This window comes from Kitasatospora cinereorecta, assembly GCF_024172095.1.
GTDB lineage: Bacteria > Actinomycetota > Actinomycetes > Streptomycetales > Streptomycetaceae > Kitasatospora > Kitasatospora cinereorecta.
Genome location: NZ_JAMZDX010000003.1, coordinates 646,186 through 660,735 on the forward strand (window position 1 = coordinate 646,186; position 14,550 = coordinate 660,735).

The following is a 14,550-nucleotide window of genomic DNA, read 5'->3' on the forward strand; positions in this document are numbered from 1 at the left end:
CACGTCGCATCGGAGGTTGTTGTCGTGACGGATCTGGCCGAGACGGCCGTGGGCGCCGGTTTCCAGCTGCCCGAGTCCTGGCGGGCGGTCCTCGCCGAGGAGACCGACAAGCCGTACTTCGCCGAGCTGGCCGCCTTCGTGGCCGCGCAGCGCGCGGAGCACCAGGTCTTCCCGCCGGCCGGGCAGGAGTTCTCCGCCCTGGAGGCCACCCCCTACGACAAGGTCCGGGTGCTGGTCCTCGGCCAGGACCCGTACCACGACGACGGCCAGGCGCACGGCATGAGCTTCTCCGTGCTGCCGGGCACCAAGACGCCGCCCTCGCTGCGCAACATCTTCAAGGAGCTGGACGCCGACCTCGGCATCCCGGCCCCCGACAACGGCTACCTGATGCACTGGGCCGAGCAGGGCGTGCTGCTGCTCAACGCGGTGCTCACGGTCCGTGCCCACGAGGCCAACTCGCACAAGGGCAAGGGCTGGGAGAAGTTCACCGACGCGGTGATCAAGGCGGTCAGCGACCGCGACGAGCCCTGCGTCTTCGTGCTCTGGGGCAACTACGCCAAGAAGAAGCTGCCGCTGATCGACACCACCAAGCACGTGGTCGTCCAGGGCGCGCACCCCTCGCCGCTCTCCGCCAAGCTGTTCTTCGGCAGCAGGCCGTTCTCGCAGATCGACGCCGCCCTGGCCGGCTTCGGCGCCGAGCCGATCGACTGGCGGGTGCCGAACCTCGCCGAGTGACCCGCCCCGGGGTCGGCGCCGGCGCTGCCGTGCCGGTGCCGACCCCGGAGGCCTAGTCGGTGATCAGCTCGGGCCCGGTGGCGGCCCGGACCTCCTCGAGGGTGCGGCCGGGCGCCACCTCGACCAGCCGCAGGCCCTCGGGGGCGACGTCGATCACGGCCAGGTCGGTGACGATCCGGTGCACCACCGCGCGGCCGGTGGCGGGCAGCGAGAGCTCGTCCACGATCTTGGGCGAGCCGTCCCGGGCGGTGTGCTCCATCACCACGATCAGCCGGCGGGCGCCGTGCACCAGGTCCATCGCGCCGCCCATGCCCTTGACCATCTTGCCGGGGATCATCCAGTTGGCCAGGTCGCCGCGGGCCGAGACCTGCATCGCGCCGAGCACCGAGACGTCGATCCGGCCGGCGCGGACCATCCCGAACGAGAACGCCGAGTCGAAGTACGAGGCGCCGGGGCCGACCGTCACCGTCTCCTTGCCCGCGTTGATCAGGTCCGGGTGGACGGCGTCATCCGCCGGGTACGGGCCGACGCCCAGGATGCCGTTCTCTGAGTGCAGCACCACGTTGACGCCGGGCGGCAGGTGATCGGGGATCAGGGTCGGCAGCCCGATGCCGAGGTTGACGTACTGGCCGTCGCGCAGTTCGCGGGCGGCGCGGGCGGCGAGGATCGCGCGAGGGTCGGGCGCCACGGTCATCTCAGGCCTCCTGGCGGCTGGTGCTGACGGTGCGGCGCTCGATCCGGCGGTCGGCGGGGTCGGCGGCGACCACCCGGTCCACGTACACGCCGGGCAGGTGGACGGAGTCCGGCGGGAGTTCGCCCGCCTCGACGATCCGGTCGGCCTCGACCACGGTGATCCGGCCCGCAGCGGCGCACAGCGGGTTGAAGTTGCGGGCGGCCGCGTGGAAGACGCAGTTGCCGTGCCGGTCGGCCACCTCGGCCCGGACCAGCGCGAAGTCGGCGGTGATCGCCTCCTCCAGCAGGTAGCGGCGCCCGCCGAACTTCCGGACTTCCTTGGGCGGTGAAGCCAGCGCCACCGCCCCTCCGCCGGGCGCGTAGCGCCAGGGCAGTCCGCCCTCCTCGACCTGGGTGCCCACCCCGGCCGGGGTGAAGAACGCCGGGATGCCGGCGCCGCCCGCCCGCAGCCGCTCGGCCAGCGTGCCCTGCGGGGTCAGCTCGACCTCCAGTTCACCGCTCAGGTACTGCCGGGCGAACTCCTTGTTCTCGCCGACGTAGCTGGAGGTCATCCGGGCGATCCGGCCGGCCCGCAGCAGCAGGCCGAGGCCCCAGTCGTCCACCCCGCAGTTGTTGGAGACCACCCGCAGGCCGGTGGTGCCCGCCGCCACCAGGGCGCCGATCAGCGTGGACGGGATGCCGCACAGGCCGAAACCGCCGACCGCCAGGGTGGCGCCGTCGGGCACGTCCTCGACGGCGCGGGCGGGGGAGTCCAGGACCTTGTCCAAGGGGTCACCTCAAGGGGGGAGGGTGCTCGGGTCCGCTCCACCCTGGCCGCCGCCCGCCCGGCTCGGCCATGGCGGTCCGGCCCACGGGAGGCGCCCCGACCGTGTGTCCGGCCCACATCCGGCCCATGCGCGGCCCGTGCCCGCGTCACCGCGCCGCGGTGACATGGCGTCCGGACACACCGGCCGGGCCGCTGGTACGTGGGTCCGTCACATGTCGCGCCCGTCCGCCCGCCCCTACGGTTCCGGGCATCCCACCGGCAGACATCCCCTCAGGAGCACCCCCATGCCTCGTCCTGACCACACCAGACCGGTCCGGCGGCTCGCCGCGCTGGCCGCCTGCGGCCTGCTCGCGGTGGGCTGCGCCCAGGCCGGCACGGCCGGCACCGGCAGCGCCGACACCGGCTCCAAGGCGCCGATCAAGGTGGGCCTGGTGTACTCGAAGACCGGCCCGCTGGCGGCGTACGGCAAGCAGTACCTGGAGGGGTTCAAGGCCGGTCTGGCGTACGCCACCAAGGGCACCGGGGCGGTCGCCGGCCACCCGGTCGAACTCGCCGAGCAGGACGACGCGGGCGACCCGGCCAAGGCGGTCTCCGGCGCCAAGGACCTGATCGGCAAGGGCTACCGGGTGCTGGCCGGCTCCACCGCCTCCGGCGTGGCCCTCCAGGTCGGCCCGATCGCCGCCCAGAACAAGGTGCTGTTCATCTCCGGCCCGGCGGCCGCCGACAAGGTCACCGGCCTGAACCGGTACACCTTCCGCTCCGGCCGGCAGTCGTACCAGGACATCCGGGCCGCGGCCTCCTTCATCGGCAAGGACGCCCAGGGTCGCAAGGTCACCGTGCTCGCCCAGGACAACGCCTTCGGCCAGGCCAACGTGGCCGCCGTGAAGGCGGTGCTCGGCGCCGAGGGCGCCACGGTGGACGCGGTGCTCGCCCCGCCGAGCGCCACCGACCTGACGCCGTTCGCCGGCCAGGCCAAGGCGGGCCGGCCCGACCTGCTGTTCGTCGCCTGGGCCGGCGACACCGCCGCCGCGCTGTGGACCTCGCTCACCCAGCAGGACGTGTTCGCCGCGACGAGGGTGGTCACCGGCCTCGACCTGGCCGCCTCGTACCCGCTGTTCGGCCCGGCCGGCGAGAAGATCTCCTTCCTGGACCACTACTTCGCGGGCGCGGCCGGCAGCAACGAGGTCGAGGTGGCGATGACCGACGCCGTCACCAAGGCCGGCTCCAAGCCGGACATCTTCACCCCGGACGGCTTCACCGCCGCCCAGATGGTGGTGCACGCCCTGGAGGCCGCCAAGGGCTCCGACGCCGACACCGACGCGCTGGTCAAGGCGCTGGAGGGCTGGAGCTTCGACGGCGTCAAGGGCCGGCTGACCGTCCGCGCCGAGGACCACGCCCTGCTGCAGCCGATGTTCCAGGTCAAGCTGACCGGCACCGGCGCCGCCGCCAGGCCGGGCGTGGTCAACACCCTCCCCGCCGACCAGGTCGCGCCGCCCGTCACCCCGATGGCGGGCTGAGCCCGATGACGAGCACCGCCCCGGTCCTGCGGCTGGACGGCCTCGGCTGGTCCGTCCGCGGCGTGCCGATCGTGGAGGACGTCTCCCTCTCCGTCGCGGAGGGCGAGTTCATCGCCTTCATCGGCCCGAACGGGGCGGGCAAGACCTCCCTGTTCAACCTGGTCTCCGGCATCCACCCCGCCACCCGCGGCACCCTGCACCTGGACGGCGCCGACATCACCGCCGAGCCGGTGCACGCCCGGGCCCGCCGCGGCCTCGGCCGCACCTTCCAGACGTCCTCGCTGTGGCCGGGACTGACCGTCGCCGACCACGTCCGGCTGGCCGCCCAGGCGGCGGCCGGGCCGCGCGCCTCGTACCGGATCTGGCGCCGCGCCGACCGGTACGGGACGCAGGTCGCCGACACCCTGGAGCGCACCGGGCTCGCCGACCGGGCCGAGGCGCCGGCCGGCTCCCTGTCGCACGGCGGGAAGCGCAAGCTGGAGCTCGCGGTGCTGCTGGTCGCCGAGCCGCGGCTGATCCTGCTGGACGAGCCGATGGCCGGGGTCAGCGCCGAGGAGGTGCCCGCCCTCGTGGAGCTGATCCGCTCGGTCCACCGCGACCAGGGCCGCACCGTGCTGATGGTGGAACACCACATGGACGTCCTGCTCGGCCTGGCCGACCGGCTCGCCGTGATGCACCACGGCACCCTGCTGGCGCTCGACACCCCGGCCGCCGTGATGGCCGACGCGACCGTCCAACAGGCCTACCTGGGGGAGGCGCTGTGACCCCGCTGCTGTCCGTCCGCGACCTGCGGGTGGTGATCGACGGCCTGCACATCCTGCACGGCGTCGACCTGGACGTCGCCCCCACCGGGGTCACCGCCCTGCTCGGCCGCAACGGCGCCGGCAAGACCACCACGGTCCGCGCGATCATGGGACTCGTCCCGCGCACCGGCTCGGTCGTCCTCGACGGAGCCGAGATCGGCGGGCTCCCCACCCACCGGGTGGTCCGCCGGGGCATCGGCTACGCCCCCGAGGACCGCGGCGTCTTCGCCGGCCTCACCGTCGCCGAGAACCTCCGCCTCGCCGAGCGCGACAGCGCGCCCGCCTACCCGCTGGTCCACCGGCTCTTCCCCGAACTCAAGGCGCGCGAGAAGCAGTTGGCCGGCACCCTGTCCGGCGGTCAGCAGCAGATGGTGGCCATCGGACGCACCCTGCTGAACGGCAACCGGCTGATCGTCGCGGACGAGCCCACCAAGGGCCTCGCCCCGCGGATCGTCACCGAGGTCGCCGACGTGCTCGCCCGGGTCGCCGAGACCGTCCCCGTCCTGCTGGTCGAACAGAACCTCGCCCTGGTCCGCCGCGTCGCCGGCCACTGCGCCGTCCTCGCCGACGGCCGCACCGCCCACCGGGGCGCCGCCGCCGCCCTGCTCGCCGACGAGGAGGCCGCCCGCCGCCTGCTGGGCGTCGGCCGCCACCCCGCTCCCGAGGTGACCCCCTGATGAACACCGTCGTCCTGCTCGCCTGCACCGGCCTCGGCCTGGGCGCGCTCTACTTCCTGGTCGCCAGCGGCCTGTCCCTGATCTTCGGCCTGATGGACGTGCTCAACTTCGCCCACGGCGCGCTGCTCTCGGTCGGCGCGTACGCCGCCTGGTGGGCCGCCGGCGACGGCGGGATGGGCTTCTGGCTCGCCGTCCCGTTCGGCACCCTGGTCGGCACCGGAGCCGCGGTGCTGCTCGAACTGGTGCTGATCCGGCCGCTGTACGCCCGCCCCCGTGACCAGATCCTCGCCACCGTCGGCGTCGGACTCGCCCTGCCCGCGCTGCTGATGGGCATCTGGGGCGCCGACGCCCGGCCGTTCCCGCAGCCCGCCGCCCTGGCCGGTACGGTCCGCCTGCTGGGCGCCGTCGTCCCGGTCAACCGCTTCGTACTGATCGGCGCCGCGCTGCTGGTCCTGCTCGCCCTGCGGCTCTTCCTGGCCCGGACCCGCTACGGCCTGATCGTCCGGGCCGGTGTCGAGGACCGGGCGATGGTCACCGCCCTCGGCATCGACGTCCGCCGCGCCTTCACCCTGGTGTTCGCCATCGGCGGCGCCGCCGCCGCCCTCGGCGGGGCGCTGGCCGGCCTCTACTTCGGCTCGGTCAACCCCGGCCAGGGCACCGGCCTGCTGATCTTCGCCTTCGTGGTGGTGGTGATGGGCGGGACGGGCTCGGTCACCGGCGCCGCCGTCGCCTCGGTCGCGGTCGGCCTGGTCCAGCAGTTCGCCAACTACTACACCGCGGCCGGACTCGGCGACCTCTCCGTCGTCGTCCTGCTGGCCGTCCTGCTGCTGGTCCGCCCGCGCGGGCTCACCGGGAGGCTCGCATGACCGCCGTCCTCAAGCGCTGGTGGCCGCTCGGCCCGCTGGTGCTGCTCCTGCTCGCCCCGTACAGCGCGCTGCCGCTGCCCGGCCTGCTCGACGGGCCGCTCGGCAGCCCCGGCAGCCTCCAACTGCTCGCCCTCTGCCTGCTCTACGGCGCCCTGGCGAGCGGCTACGACCTGCTGCTCGGCCGGACCGGACTGCTCTCCTTCGGCCACGCCCTCTACTTCGCCACCGGGCTGTACGCCACCGACCTGGCCATGCTCGAGTTCCGGCTCCCGTTCGCCGCCGCCGCGCTGTTCGGCGTCGCCTGCTCCGTCGCGCTGGCGCTGCTGCTGGGCTCGGTCGGCCTGCGGGTCACCGGGATCGCCTTCTCCATGGTCACCCTGGCCTTCGCCCAGGCCGGCGCCATCCTGGTGCAGCGCAACCCCGGCGGACTCACCGGCGGCGAGGAGGGCCGCTCCGCCCCCGCCGACCTGCTGCCCGACAGCCTGGTCGGCATCCAGCACACCGCCAACCTGTACTGGATCGCGCTCGCCCACCTCCTGCTCACCCTCGCCGTCGTCCACTGGACCGCCTCCTCGCCCACCGGCCGCGTCTGGGCCGGCATCCGGGAGAACGAGCGCCGGGTCGAGGTCCTCGGCCTGCGCCCGTACGGCTTCAAGCTGGTCGCCTTCGTCGTCGCGGGCGGCCTGGCCGGCGCCGGCGGCGTCGTCTACCTGCTCCTCACCGGTGGCGCCACGCCGCAGGCGGCGAGCTCGGACGCGACCCTCGCCCTGCTGGTCATGGTCGTCCTCGGCGGCTCCGGCACCCGCTGGGGCCCGCTGCTCGGCGGCGTGCTCTACACCTGGGCCGCCCACCGGCTCGGCGACCTCGCCACCTCCGCCGCCGTCGCCGGTCTCCCGGCCGCGCTGCGGGTACCGCTCTCCCAACCCCTGCTCCTGCTCGGTGCGTTGTTCGTCGCGGTGGTCTACCTGCTGCCCGGCGGGCTGGCTAGACTGCCCGCCCGGCTGCGGGCCGGCCGCACCGGCCGGACCGCCGACACGGCCGCCGTCCCGGTCTCGGAAGGTGTCGCATGACGATGTACGAGGAACTGACGGTCCCGGTGCCCGGCGGCGAACTCGCCGTCCTGCACTGGCCGGCCACCGTGCCGGACGCCCCGGTGGTGGTCGCCGTGCACGGCATCACCGCCAACGCCCTCGCCTGGAGCGCCGCCGCCCGCCTGCTGGCCGGCCGGGTCGACCTCTACGCCCCGGACCTGCGCGGCCGGGCCGCCAGCCGTACCGTCGGCGGGCCGTACGGCCTCGCCCGGCACGCGGACGACATCGCCCTGCTGGTCGAGGAGTTGGGCCTCGGACCGGTCCGCCTCGCCGGCCACTCGATGGGGGCGTGGGTCGCCGCGCTGACCGCCGTCCGGCACCCGGCGGCGGTGGCGCGGCTGCTGCTGGTCGACGGCGCCGTCAGCTTCCCGCTGCCGCCCGGCATCGGTGCGGACGACGCACTCGCCGCCGTGCTCGGACCCGCGCTGGCCCGGCTGTCGATGACCTTCGCCGACCGGGACGCGTACCGCGACTTCTGGCGCAAGCACCCCGCGATGGCCGAGTGGACGGACGAGCTGGACGCCTACACCCAGCGCGACCTGGTCGGCGAGGAGCCGGAGTTGCGGTCCTCCTGCGTGCGGGAGGCGATCCGGGTCGACGGGGGGCAGGTGCTGCTGGATGCCGAAGCGGCCGGTGCGGTACGGCAGTTGCCGTGTCCGGCCGAACTCCTGTGGGCCGAGCGAGGCTTGATGGACGAGCCGCAGGGTCTCTACGACGAGCAGCGCCTCGCGGCGGCCGACCTGCCGATCCCGACCGAGGCCGTCCCGGGCACCAACCACTACACGATCATCGCCACGCAGACCCTGGCCGACCGACTGCTGACGTGAACAACAGGGGCGCGGGGAACTGCGCGAGACGGCAGGGCAGGTGGTGCACTCGGCAACGTTCCGGAGTGCAGGCCCGCGTCTTCCGTTTCGCGCAGTTCCCCGCGCCCCTGGGGGTGCTGCCCTCTACGGGGTCGCGGTGCCGAGGAAGGTCTGCCAGCCGCCGGTCGGGGCCTGGCCGACGCCGAGGGTGCGGAGCTTGCGGAGGGTGGACTGGTCCTGGACCTCCAGCCACTCCACCAGCTGCTTGAAGGAGACCAGCCGGACGTCCGGCTTGCCGGCGATCTCCTTGAGGGCGAGCTCGACAGCGTCCATGTAGATGCCGCCGTTCCACTGCTCGAAGTGGTTGCCGACGAAGAACGGCGCCCGGTTGGTGGAGTAGGCGCGGTTGAAGCCGGCCAGGTACGAGTCGCGGGCCTGGGTGCGCCAGTCGTTGTACTTGTTCGGGTCGCCCTTGGTGGAGCCGGCGGACTGGTTGGCCAGGATGTTGTAGTCCATCGAGAGCACCTGGAAGTTGTGCCCGGGGAACGGGATGCCCTGCAGCGGGAAGTCCCAGATCTTGCCGTCCTGGACCTTCTGCGGCCAGATCTGCAGGCCGCCGGGCGAGCTGGCGTCGTACTTCCAGCCGAGCTTGGCGGCGGTGGGCAGCAGTGCCTTCTGGCCCTCCAGGCAGGGGGTGCGGCCGCCGATGAGCTCCTTCTTGTAGTCGAAGGGCAGCGGGTCGACGTCGGTGATGCCGGTGTTGGTCTTCCACTGGGTGACGAAGGAGACCGCCTGCTCGATCTCGCTCTCCCAGTCCTCCGGGGTCCACTTGTTGACGCCGTTGCCGTCGGAGCGGGTCGAGCAGAAGTGGCCGTTGAAGTGGGTGCCGATCTCGTGGCCGGCCAGCCAGGCCTGGCTGATCAGCTTGATGGTGTTGCGGACGGCGTTCTCGGACAGGAAGGGGATGTCGGAGGCGCCGACCGAGTGCTTCGGCGGGTGGTAGAGGTTCGACTTGTCCTTGGGCAGCGTGTAGATCCCGGACAGGAAGAAGGTCATCGCCGCCTTGTGCTCCTCGGCGAGCTTGAGGAAGCGGGTGAACTGGCCGTCGTCGGTGGCGCCGGCGCCGTCCCAGGAGAAGACCACGAACTGCGGCGGGGTCTCGCCGGGCTTGAGCTTCTCGGGCGTGGGCTGGTTGGGCTGGGCGCCGGTGTCGGTGGTGGACCCGTCGCCGAGGGGGGTGCCCTTGACCGCCGACTTGCCCGGTGCGGGCGAGCCGCCGGCGTCGTTGCCCGCGCTTCTGGTGGTGCCGCCGCCCCCGCTCGAGCAGGCGGTGACGGCCCCGAGGGCCGCGGTGGCCGCCGCGCCGCTCAACACGGTCCTGCGCGAGATGGTGCTCATGGTCTCCCCTGCCACAAAAATCGGACAATTGGTCGGGATTGCCACCCTAGGATGACACGGGTCGCGGGCGCCCCGGCCCACTGTCAACCATCACGCGGCAGGCACGCGGACGGATCCCGCAGGCCGGGCACTGTTGCGGTCCTGAGACAGAAGACCGGAACGGGTGACTCAGACCGACCGGCAATTGGGGGATGGCGTCGCCCACCCCCCAATTGCCGGTCGGTCTCAGACGGCCAGGTCGCGACGGCGTCTGCGGATCACCTGCGCGATGGCACTGCTGATCGCGGTCGCGGCGGCGCAGGAGATGGCGAAGCTCAGCCAGAAGGTGTCGAACCAGTGGCTGTTCAGCCAGCCCAGGCTGACGATGTACCCGGCCCAGAGCACCGCGGCCACCGCCGACCAGCGCAGGAACGGGCGGGAGCGATCGGGTGAGTGACCGACGGCCAGGTCCAGGACGGTCCGGCCGGCCGGGACGAACCGGGCGACGATCACCAGGGCGGCCGCGCGCCGGGTGGTGCGGCCGGCGAAGCTGCGCTGGACCCGCTCCACGCTGGCGGCCAGCTTGGGCCGGTGCTCCAGTCGGCGGCGGACGGCGGGCGCACCGCGCCGGGCCATGGTGAGCAGCAGCAGGTCGCCGAGGAAGGAGGCGGTCGCCACCCCGAGCGCGAGCAGCAGTGGGGAGCCGTTGGTGTGCGAGGTGCGCAGTACGGCGAGGATCACCAGACTGCCGCTCGGCAGGAACGGCAGCAGCGCGTCGCCGAGGACCGCCAGGAGCGCGAGTGCGCAGATCCAGGCCGGTCCGATGACCGCGATGGCGTTCAAGGTCGTACTCCCTCCAGACCGCCCGGGGGAGAGGCAGCTGCTGCAGGGGTCAACGCTAGACCCTCGACCTTTCATGCCGTGAAGCACCCCCCGTGTGGCGCGGCTCACCGGGAGTACCGGGTCGAGTACCTGGTCCGGGAACCGCGAGAGCCCCCGGGCGGGGTGCCGCACCAGGGGCTCATGGGGATCGAACGGCGCTGGTCGAGCCCGCCGATCGTACGCATGCACGCAGGGCCGGTGAGCCACCGCGACGATCACCAAGCCTGCCGCATCCCGGGGCCCGCAACGACCCCCGCGCTGTGGCGACTTCCCGCGCTGGCGTGAACTCGCCACGCAGCGTGTCCGCGTGCTGGCGGAACGGCACCGGGAACACCGCCGCCCGGGCCCCGGTTGTGCACCCTCGGCACCGACGACGACCGACAGCAGGAGGACGGAACAGATGAGCAGCGCAGCGGAGCAGCCCGACCCGATCCGCGGCCGGAGGTCGGGCTCCGCCCCGGCACCCCTGTCCATCCTCGACCTCGCCACGGTCGGCACCGGCTACACCCCGGGCGAGGCCCTGGCCGCCACCACCGAGCTGGCGCAGAACGCCGAGGAGTGGGGCTACCACCGGTTCTGGGTGGCCGAGCACCACGGCATGCCGGGCGTGGCCAGCTCCGTCCCGGCGGTGCTGCTGGCCCACCTGGGCGCCCACACCCGCACGCTGCGGCTGGGCTCCGGCGGCGTGATGCTGCCCAACCACGCGCCGCTGGCCGTCGCCGAGCAGTTCGGCCTGCTGGAGGCGCTGCACCCCGGCCGGATCGACCTGGGCCTCGGCCGGGCGCCGGGCACCGACCAGGCCACCGCGCGGGCGCTGCGCCGCGGCCGACCGGACGGCGCGGACGACTTCCCCGAGCAGCTCGCCGAACTCACCCACTTCCTGGACGGCGACTTCCCCGACGGCCACCCGTACGCGCGGCTGAGCGCGGTGCCGCAGAACGCGTCCAGGCCGCCGGTCTGGCTGCTCGGCTCGTCCGGGTTCAGCGCCCGGCTGGCCGGCCGGCTCGGTCTGCCGTTCGCGTTCGCGCACCACTTCAGTGCGGCCAACACGGTGCCCGCGCTCGACCTGTACCGCTCCGAGTTCCGGGCCTCGGCGGTGCTGGACGAGCCGTACGCCCTGATCGGTGTCAGCGCGGTGGCGGCGGACGGCGAGGCGGCGGCGCTGCGACTGGCGCGCTCGGCCGGGCTCGCCATGCTGCGGCTGCGCCAGGGCCGGCCCGGACTGATCCCCACGCCGGCCGAGGCGGAGGCGTACCCGTACTCGATGCCCGAGGCGGAGTTCCTGGAGAGCTGGCTGGCGAACGTGGTGCTGGGCGCTCCCGAGCAGGTGGCCGACGGGCTGGAGGCGCTGCGCCGCCGGACCGGGGCGGACGAGCTGATGGTGACCTCGCACATCCACGGCCGGGAGAACCGGCTGCGCTCCTACCGGCTGATCGCCGAGGCGTACGGCCTGAAGGGCTGAAAGGCTGAAGCGTTGAATCGCCGACGGGCTGAACGGCGGCTACACCGCGCGGCGTTCGCGCAGTATGGCGGCCACCAGCTCGGCGTCGCCGGGGCGGGCGAAGTACCAGCCCTGGGCGGTGTCGCAGCCGGTGAGCCGCAGCCGTTCGGCCTGGGCGGCGTTCTCGATGCCCTCGGCGGTGACGGTCAGCCCGAGCGCGTGGGCCAGCTGGACCATCGCGCCGACGATCTGCTCGTCCGCGCCGGCCCGGCGGCCGGCCAGGGGCTTGCCGCCGTCGCGGAAGGCCGAGATGAAGGTGCCGTCCAGCTTCAGCACGTGGACCGGCAGCCGGGACAGGTAGGCCAGGTTGGAGTAGCCGGTGCCGAAGTCGTCGATGGCCAGCCGCACGCCCATGTCGGCGAGTTCCTGGAGGGCCTGCGAGGGGCGGCCGCCGGGGCCGAGGACGGCGCTCTCGGTGATCTCCAGCTGCAGCAGCCGGGCCGGGAGCCCGGTGTCCGCCAGCACCTGCGCGACATCGGCGACCACGTCGGAGTCCCAGATCTGGCGGGCCGCCAGGTTGACGCTGACGAACGTCTCGGTGTCCGGGAACTCGGTCAGCCAGCGGCGGGCCTGCCGGCAGGACTCCTCCAGCACCCACTTGCCGAGCGGCACGATCGCCCCGGACTCCTCGGCGAGCGGGATGAAGCGGTCCGGGGAGAGCGTCCCGTAGCGGGGGTGGCGCCAGCGGACCAGTGCCTCGGCGCCGCGGACGGTGCCGTCGGAGAGGCCGACCAGCGGCTGGTACTCGACGGTGAACTCGCCGCGCTCCAGGGCCGGTCTGAGCGCGGTGGCGAGCAGGTGACGGGTCAGCTGGTCGGCGCCGCGGTCCCGGTCGTAGAGCGTCCAGCGGGCCCGGCCGTCGGCCTTGGACCAGTAGAGGGTGGAGTCGGCGTCCCGCAGCAGGTCGGTCGGGGTGGAGCCGCGCACCGGCCGCTCCACCACGCCGATCGAGGCGGTGACCGCCAGCCGGTGCCCGGCCACCTCGAACGGCCGCTCCAGCGATTCGATCAACGCGTCGGCGATCCCGGCGAGTTGGTCGTCGCCCTGGCTGTCGGTGACCAGGACGGCGAACTCGTCGCCGCCGAGGCGGGCCACCAGCCGGCCGTCCTGGCGGGCGAACCCGTGCTCCAGCCGGTGCGCCACCGCGACCAGCAGCTGGTCGCCGATGTGGTGGCCGAGGGTCTCGTTGATGGCGGCGAAGCCGTCCAGATCGACGTAGCACAGGCCGACCCGGTCGGTGCCGGCCGGCTCGGAGGGCTGGAACAGCGCGTCCAACTGCTCGAAGAACAGCGTGCGGTTGGGCAGCCGGGTGAGCGGGTCGTGCAGGGCCTGGTACGCGAGCCGGTCGCCGAGCTGGCGCTGCTCGGTGACGTCCTCGACCATGGCCAGGGTGTAGAGCGGCTCACCCGCCTCGCCGCGGATCAGCGACAGCGTCACCCGGCTCCACACCTCGCGGCCCGCGCGGTGCTTGAGCCGCTTCTCCACCCGCAGCCGCTCCCGCTCGCCGCGGACCAGCTCCCGGTAGATCCGGCGCGGGGTGTCCTCGGGGTCGATGATCTCGTGGATGTGCATCCGGACCAGCTCGGAGACCTCCCGGCCGAGCATCGCCGCGAACGCCGGATTGGCCTCGATCACCCGGTCGTCGGTGTCGATCAGCGCCATGCCGATGCCGGCGTCCGCGAACGCCGCCCGGAACCGGGACTCGCTGGCGCGCAGCGCGGCCACCAGATGCTCGGTGTCGCCGTCGATCGGGCCGCCGCACGCCGGGCACGGCAGTTCGGCGGGAATGAGCGCCAGACCGGTCGTGTGCCGACTCTCACGCGGCGGCCGCAGTCCTTCGTGTCGCACACCCAGAAGGTGTGCTTCGGCCCCCTCGTTCCGCCCCGGCACGGCACGCTCCCGTCCGCTGAGACAGGTACGGTCGGCTGTCCGTACCGCGGTGGCCGGGCGACGAGCGGAGCTCGGACCTCGGACCACCGCCGTTGATCATAGGACGCCCGCAGAAGCAACCGCGACCGCCGCCAGGGTGATTCGACCCGCTTTCTCCCCGGTTTCTCTCTGAGCGTGTGACGGGACGACAGCGCCCCCGGGCCGGCCCGTGGAAGGCGCGGTGCGGGGGCGGCCGGGGAGCGGTCCGCGCAGGTCAGCCCAGGCTGGCCGTGAGCGTGATGGTGGTGCCGGTGAGCGCCTGGCTGACCGGGCAGTTGGCCTTGGCGTCCTCGGCGGCCTTGACGAAGCCCGCCTCGTCCAGGCCGGGCACCTGGCCGACCACGGTGAGGTGGATGCCGGTGATGCCGGTGCCGGGCTGGAAGGTCACGTCCGCCTGGGTGCGCAGGCCGGTGGGCGGGGTGCCGCCCTTGGTCAGCCCGTTGGAGAGCGCCATCGAGAAGCAGGCGGAGTGCGCGGCGGCGATCAGCTCCTCCGGGCTGGTCTTCCCGTTCGGCGCCTCGGCACGGGCCGGCCAGGAGACCGGGTACTCGCCGATGCCGGAGGAGTCGAAGGTCACCAGGCCCTTGCCGTCGAGCAGGTTGCCCTGCCAGTCGGTGTGCGCGGTACGGGTGGTTGCCACGATCGGGGACCTCCAGTGCTGGGGGCGTACGGGGGGTGGTGCCGGTCCGGGCGCTGCCGGTCCGTCAGGTCCGGCCGTCCCGGGGCCAGCCTACGGCGCGCGGCGCGGCCGGGGCCGGACTCCGGGGACAACCCGCCGCACGCGCGTCGGCCCGCGCCTGTCGTTCCGCCCGCCGTCCCGTCTGTTGTTCCGTCCGCTGGTCCACATCGTGGACGCCGGGCCGGAGCGGCGGGATCGGGCAGGGTCTCCCCTGTTAGATTGGCCGAG

Annotated in this window: 14 protein-coding genes; 8 read left to right on the top strand and 6 right to left on the bottom strand. The window is 73.6% G+C overall.

Annotated features, from left to right (window positions below; genetic code table 11):
* The first annotated feature begins 24 nt into the window (after positions 1-24).
* A complete protein-coding gene (locus FHR36_RS16515; protein ID WP_253797976.1) occupies positions 25-735 on the top strand; it encodes a uracil-DNA glycosylase in 711 nt (236 codons plus the stop codon).
* Between the two features lie 52 nt (positions 736-787).
* Here FHR36_RS16515 and FHR36_RS16520 read toward each other — a convergent pair whose 3' ends face one another.
* Positions 788-1,429, bottom strand: coding sequence for a 3-oxoacid CoA-transferase subunit B (locus tag FHR36_RS16520; RefSeq protein ID WP_253797977.1), 642 nt, complete (start codon positions 1,427-1,429; stop codon positions 788-790).
* Between the two features lies 1 nt (position 1,430).
* Positions 1,431-2,195: a CoA transferase subunit A gene (locus tag FHR36_RS16525; protein ID WP_253797978.1), complete on the bottom strand. Its 765-nt coding sequence runs from the start codon at positions 2,193-2,195 to the stop codon at positions 1,431-1,433.
* A gap of 283 nt (positions 2,196-2,478) precedes the next feature.
* On the opposite strand from FHR36_RS16525, the gene FHR36_RS16530 reads away from it, so the two are divergent.
* From FHR36_RS16530 to FHR36_RS16555, 6 genes are read left to right on the top strand one after another with little or no spacing between them, the layout of a single operon-like run.
* Positions 2,479-3,711, top strand: a complete 1,233-nt coding sequence (locus tag FHR36_RS16530; RefSeq protein WP_253797979.1) for a substrate-binding domain-containing protein — start codon at positions 2,479-2,481, stop codon at positions 3,709-3,711.
* Between the two features lie 5 nt (positions 3,712-3,716).
* Positions 3,717-4,475 carry an ABC transporter ATP-binding protein gene (locus FHR36_RS16535; RefSeq protein WP_253797980.1) on the top strand — a complete coding sequence of 253 codons (759 nt, stop codon included), beginning with the start codon at positions 3,717-3,719 and terminating at the stop codon, positions 4,473-4,475.
* Positions 4,472-5,191 carry an ABC transporter ATP-binding protein gene (locus FHR36_RS16540; RefSeq protein ID WP_253797981.1) on the top strand — a complete coding sequence of 240 codons (720 nt, stop codon included), beginning with the start codon at positions 4,472-4,474 and terminating at the stop codon, positions 5,189-5,191. The genes FHR36_RS16535 and FHR36_RS16540 overlap by 4 nt, the downstream gene beginning before the upstream one ends.
* On the top strand, positions 5,191-6,057 hold the full coding sequence (locus FHR36_RS16545; RefSeq protein ID WP_253797982.1) for a branched-chain amino acid ABC transporter permease: 867 nt from the start codon (positions 5,191-5,193) through the stop codon (positions 6,055-6,057). Before FHR36_RS16540 ends, FHR36_RS16545 begins: the two co-directional genes overlap by 1 nt.
* Positions 6,054-7,127 (top strand): branched-chain amino acid ABC transporter permease, encoded by a 1,074-nt coding sequence (locus FHR36_RS16550; RefSeq protein WP_253797983.1) that lies wholly within the window; start codon positions 6,054-6,056, stop codon positions 7,125-7,127. Before FHR36_RS16545 ends, FHR36_RS16550 begins: the two co-directional genes overlap by 4 nt.
* Positions 7,124-7,975 (top strand): alpha/beta fold hydrolase, encoded by an 852-nt coding sequence (locus FHR36_RS16555; protein WP_253797984.1) that lies wholly within the window; start codon positions 7,124-7,126, stop codon positions 7,973-7,975. Before FHR36_RS16550 ends, FHR36_RS16555 begins: the two co-directional genes overlap by 4 nt.
* 123 nt (positions 7,976-8,098) lie before the next feature.
* Here the strand turns inward: FHR36_RS16555 and FHR36_RS16560 are convergent, their stop codons facing one another.
* Both FHR36_RS16560 and FHR36_RS16565 read right to left on the bottom strand, forming a co-directional pair.
* A complete protein-coding gene (locus tag FHR36_RS16560) occupies positions 8,099-9,352 on the bottom strand; it encodes a polysaccharide deacetylase family protein (protein WP_253797985.1) in 1,254 nt (417 codons plus the stop codon).
* A gap of 225 nt (positions 9,353-9,577) precedes the next feature.
* A complete protein-coding gene (locus FHR36_RS16565; protein ID WP_253797986.1) occupies positions 9,578-10,174 on the bottom strand; it encodes a DedA family protein in 597 nt (198 codons plus the stop codon).
* Between the two features lie 439 nt (positions 10,175-10,613).
* Between FHR36_RS16565 and FHR36_RS16570 the strand changes: the two genes are divergently transcribed.
* Positions 10,614-11,675, top strand: coding sequence for an LLM class flavin-dependent oxidoreductase (locus tag FHR36_RS16570; protein WP_253797987.1), 1,062 nt, complete (start codon positions 10,614-10,616; stop codon positions 11,673-11,675).
* Between the two features lie 39 nt (positions 11,676-11,714).
* Here the strand turns inward: FHR36_RS16570 and FHR36_RS16575 are convergent, their stop codons facing one another.
* Together FHR36_RS16575 and FHR36_RS16580 are read right to left on the bottom strand one after the other, a co-directional pair.
* Positions 11,715-13,562 carry a putative bifunctional diguanylate cyclase/phosphodiesterase gene (locus FHR36_RS16575; RefSeq protein ID WP_253797988.1) on the bottom strand — a complete coding sequence of 616 codons (1,848 nt, stop codon included), beginning with the start codon at positions 13,560-13,562 and terminating at the stop codon, positions 11,715-11,717.
* Between the two features lie 295 nt (positions 13,563-13,857).
* Positions 13,858-14,283 carry an OsmC family protein gene (locus FHR36_RS16580; protein WP_253797989.1) on the bottom strand — a complete coding sequence of 142 codons (426 nt, stop codon included), beginning with the start codon at positions 14,281-14,283 and terminating at the stop codon, positions 13,858-13,860.
* Positions 14,284-14,550 lie beyond the last annotated feature (267 nt).

What these genes read in the sequence shown, in the direction of transcription:
- FHR36_RS16535 (WP_253797980.1), top strand. Translation starts at nt 3,717, where the DNA reads ATGACGAGCACCGCCCCGGTCCTGCGGCTGGACGGCCTCGGCTGGTCC.
- FHR36_RS16520 (WP_253797977.1), bottom strand. Translation starts at nt 1,429, where the DNA reads ATGACCGTGGCGCCCGACCCTCGCGCGATCCTCGCCGCCCGCGCCGCC.
- FHR36_RS16550 (WP_253797983.1), top strand. Translation starts at nt 6,054, where the DNA reads ATGACCGCCGTCCTCAAGCGCTGGTGGCCGCTCGGCCCGCTGGTGCTG.
- FHR36_RS16555 (WP_253797984.1), top strand. Translation starts at nt 7,124, where the DNA reads ATGACGATGTACGAGGAACTGACGGTCCCGGTGCCCGGCGGCGAACTC.
- FHR36_RS16545 (WP_253797982.1), top strand. Translation starts at nt 5,191, where the DNA reads ATGAACACCGTCGTCCTGCTCGCCTGCACCGGCCTCGGCCTGGGCGCG.
- FHR36_RS16560 (WP_253797985.1), bottom strand. Translation starts at nt 9,352, where the DNA reads ATGAGCACCATCTCGCGCAGGACCGTGTTGAGCGGCGCGGCGGCCACC.
- FHR36_RS16530 (WP_253797979.1), top strand. Translation starts at nt 2,479, where the DNA reads ATGCCTCGTCCTGACCACACCAGACCGGTCCGGCGGCTCGCCGCGCTG.
- FHR36_RS16570 (WP_253797987.1), top strand. Translation starts at nt 10,614, where the DNA reads ATGAGCAGCGCAGCGGAGCAGCCCGACCCGATCCGCGGCCGGAGGTCG.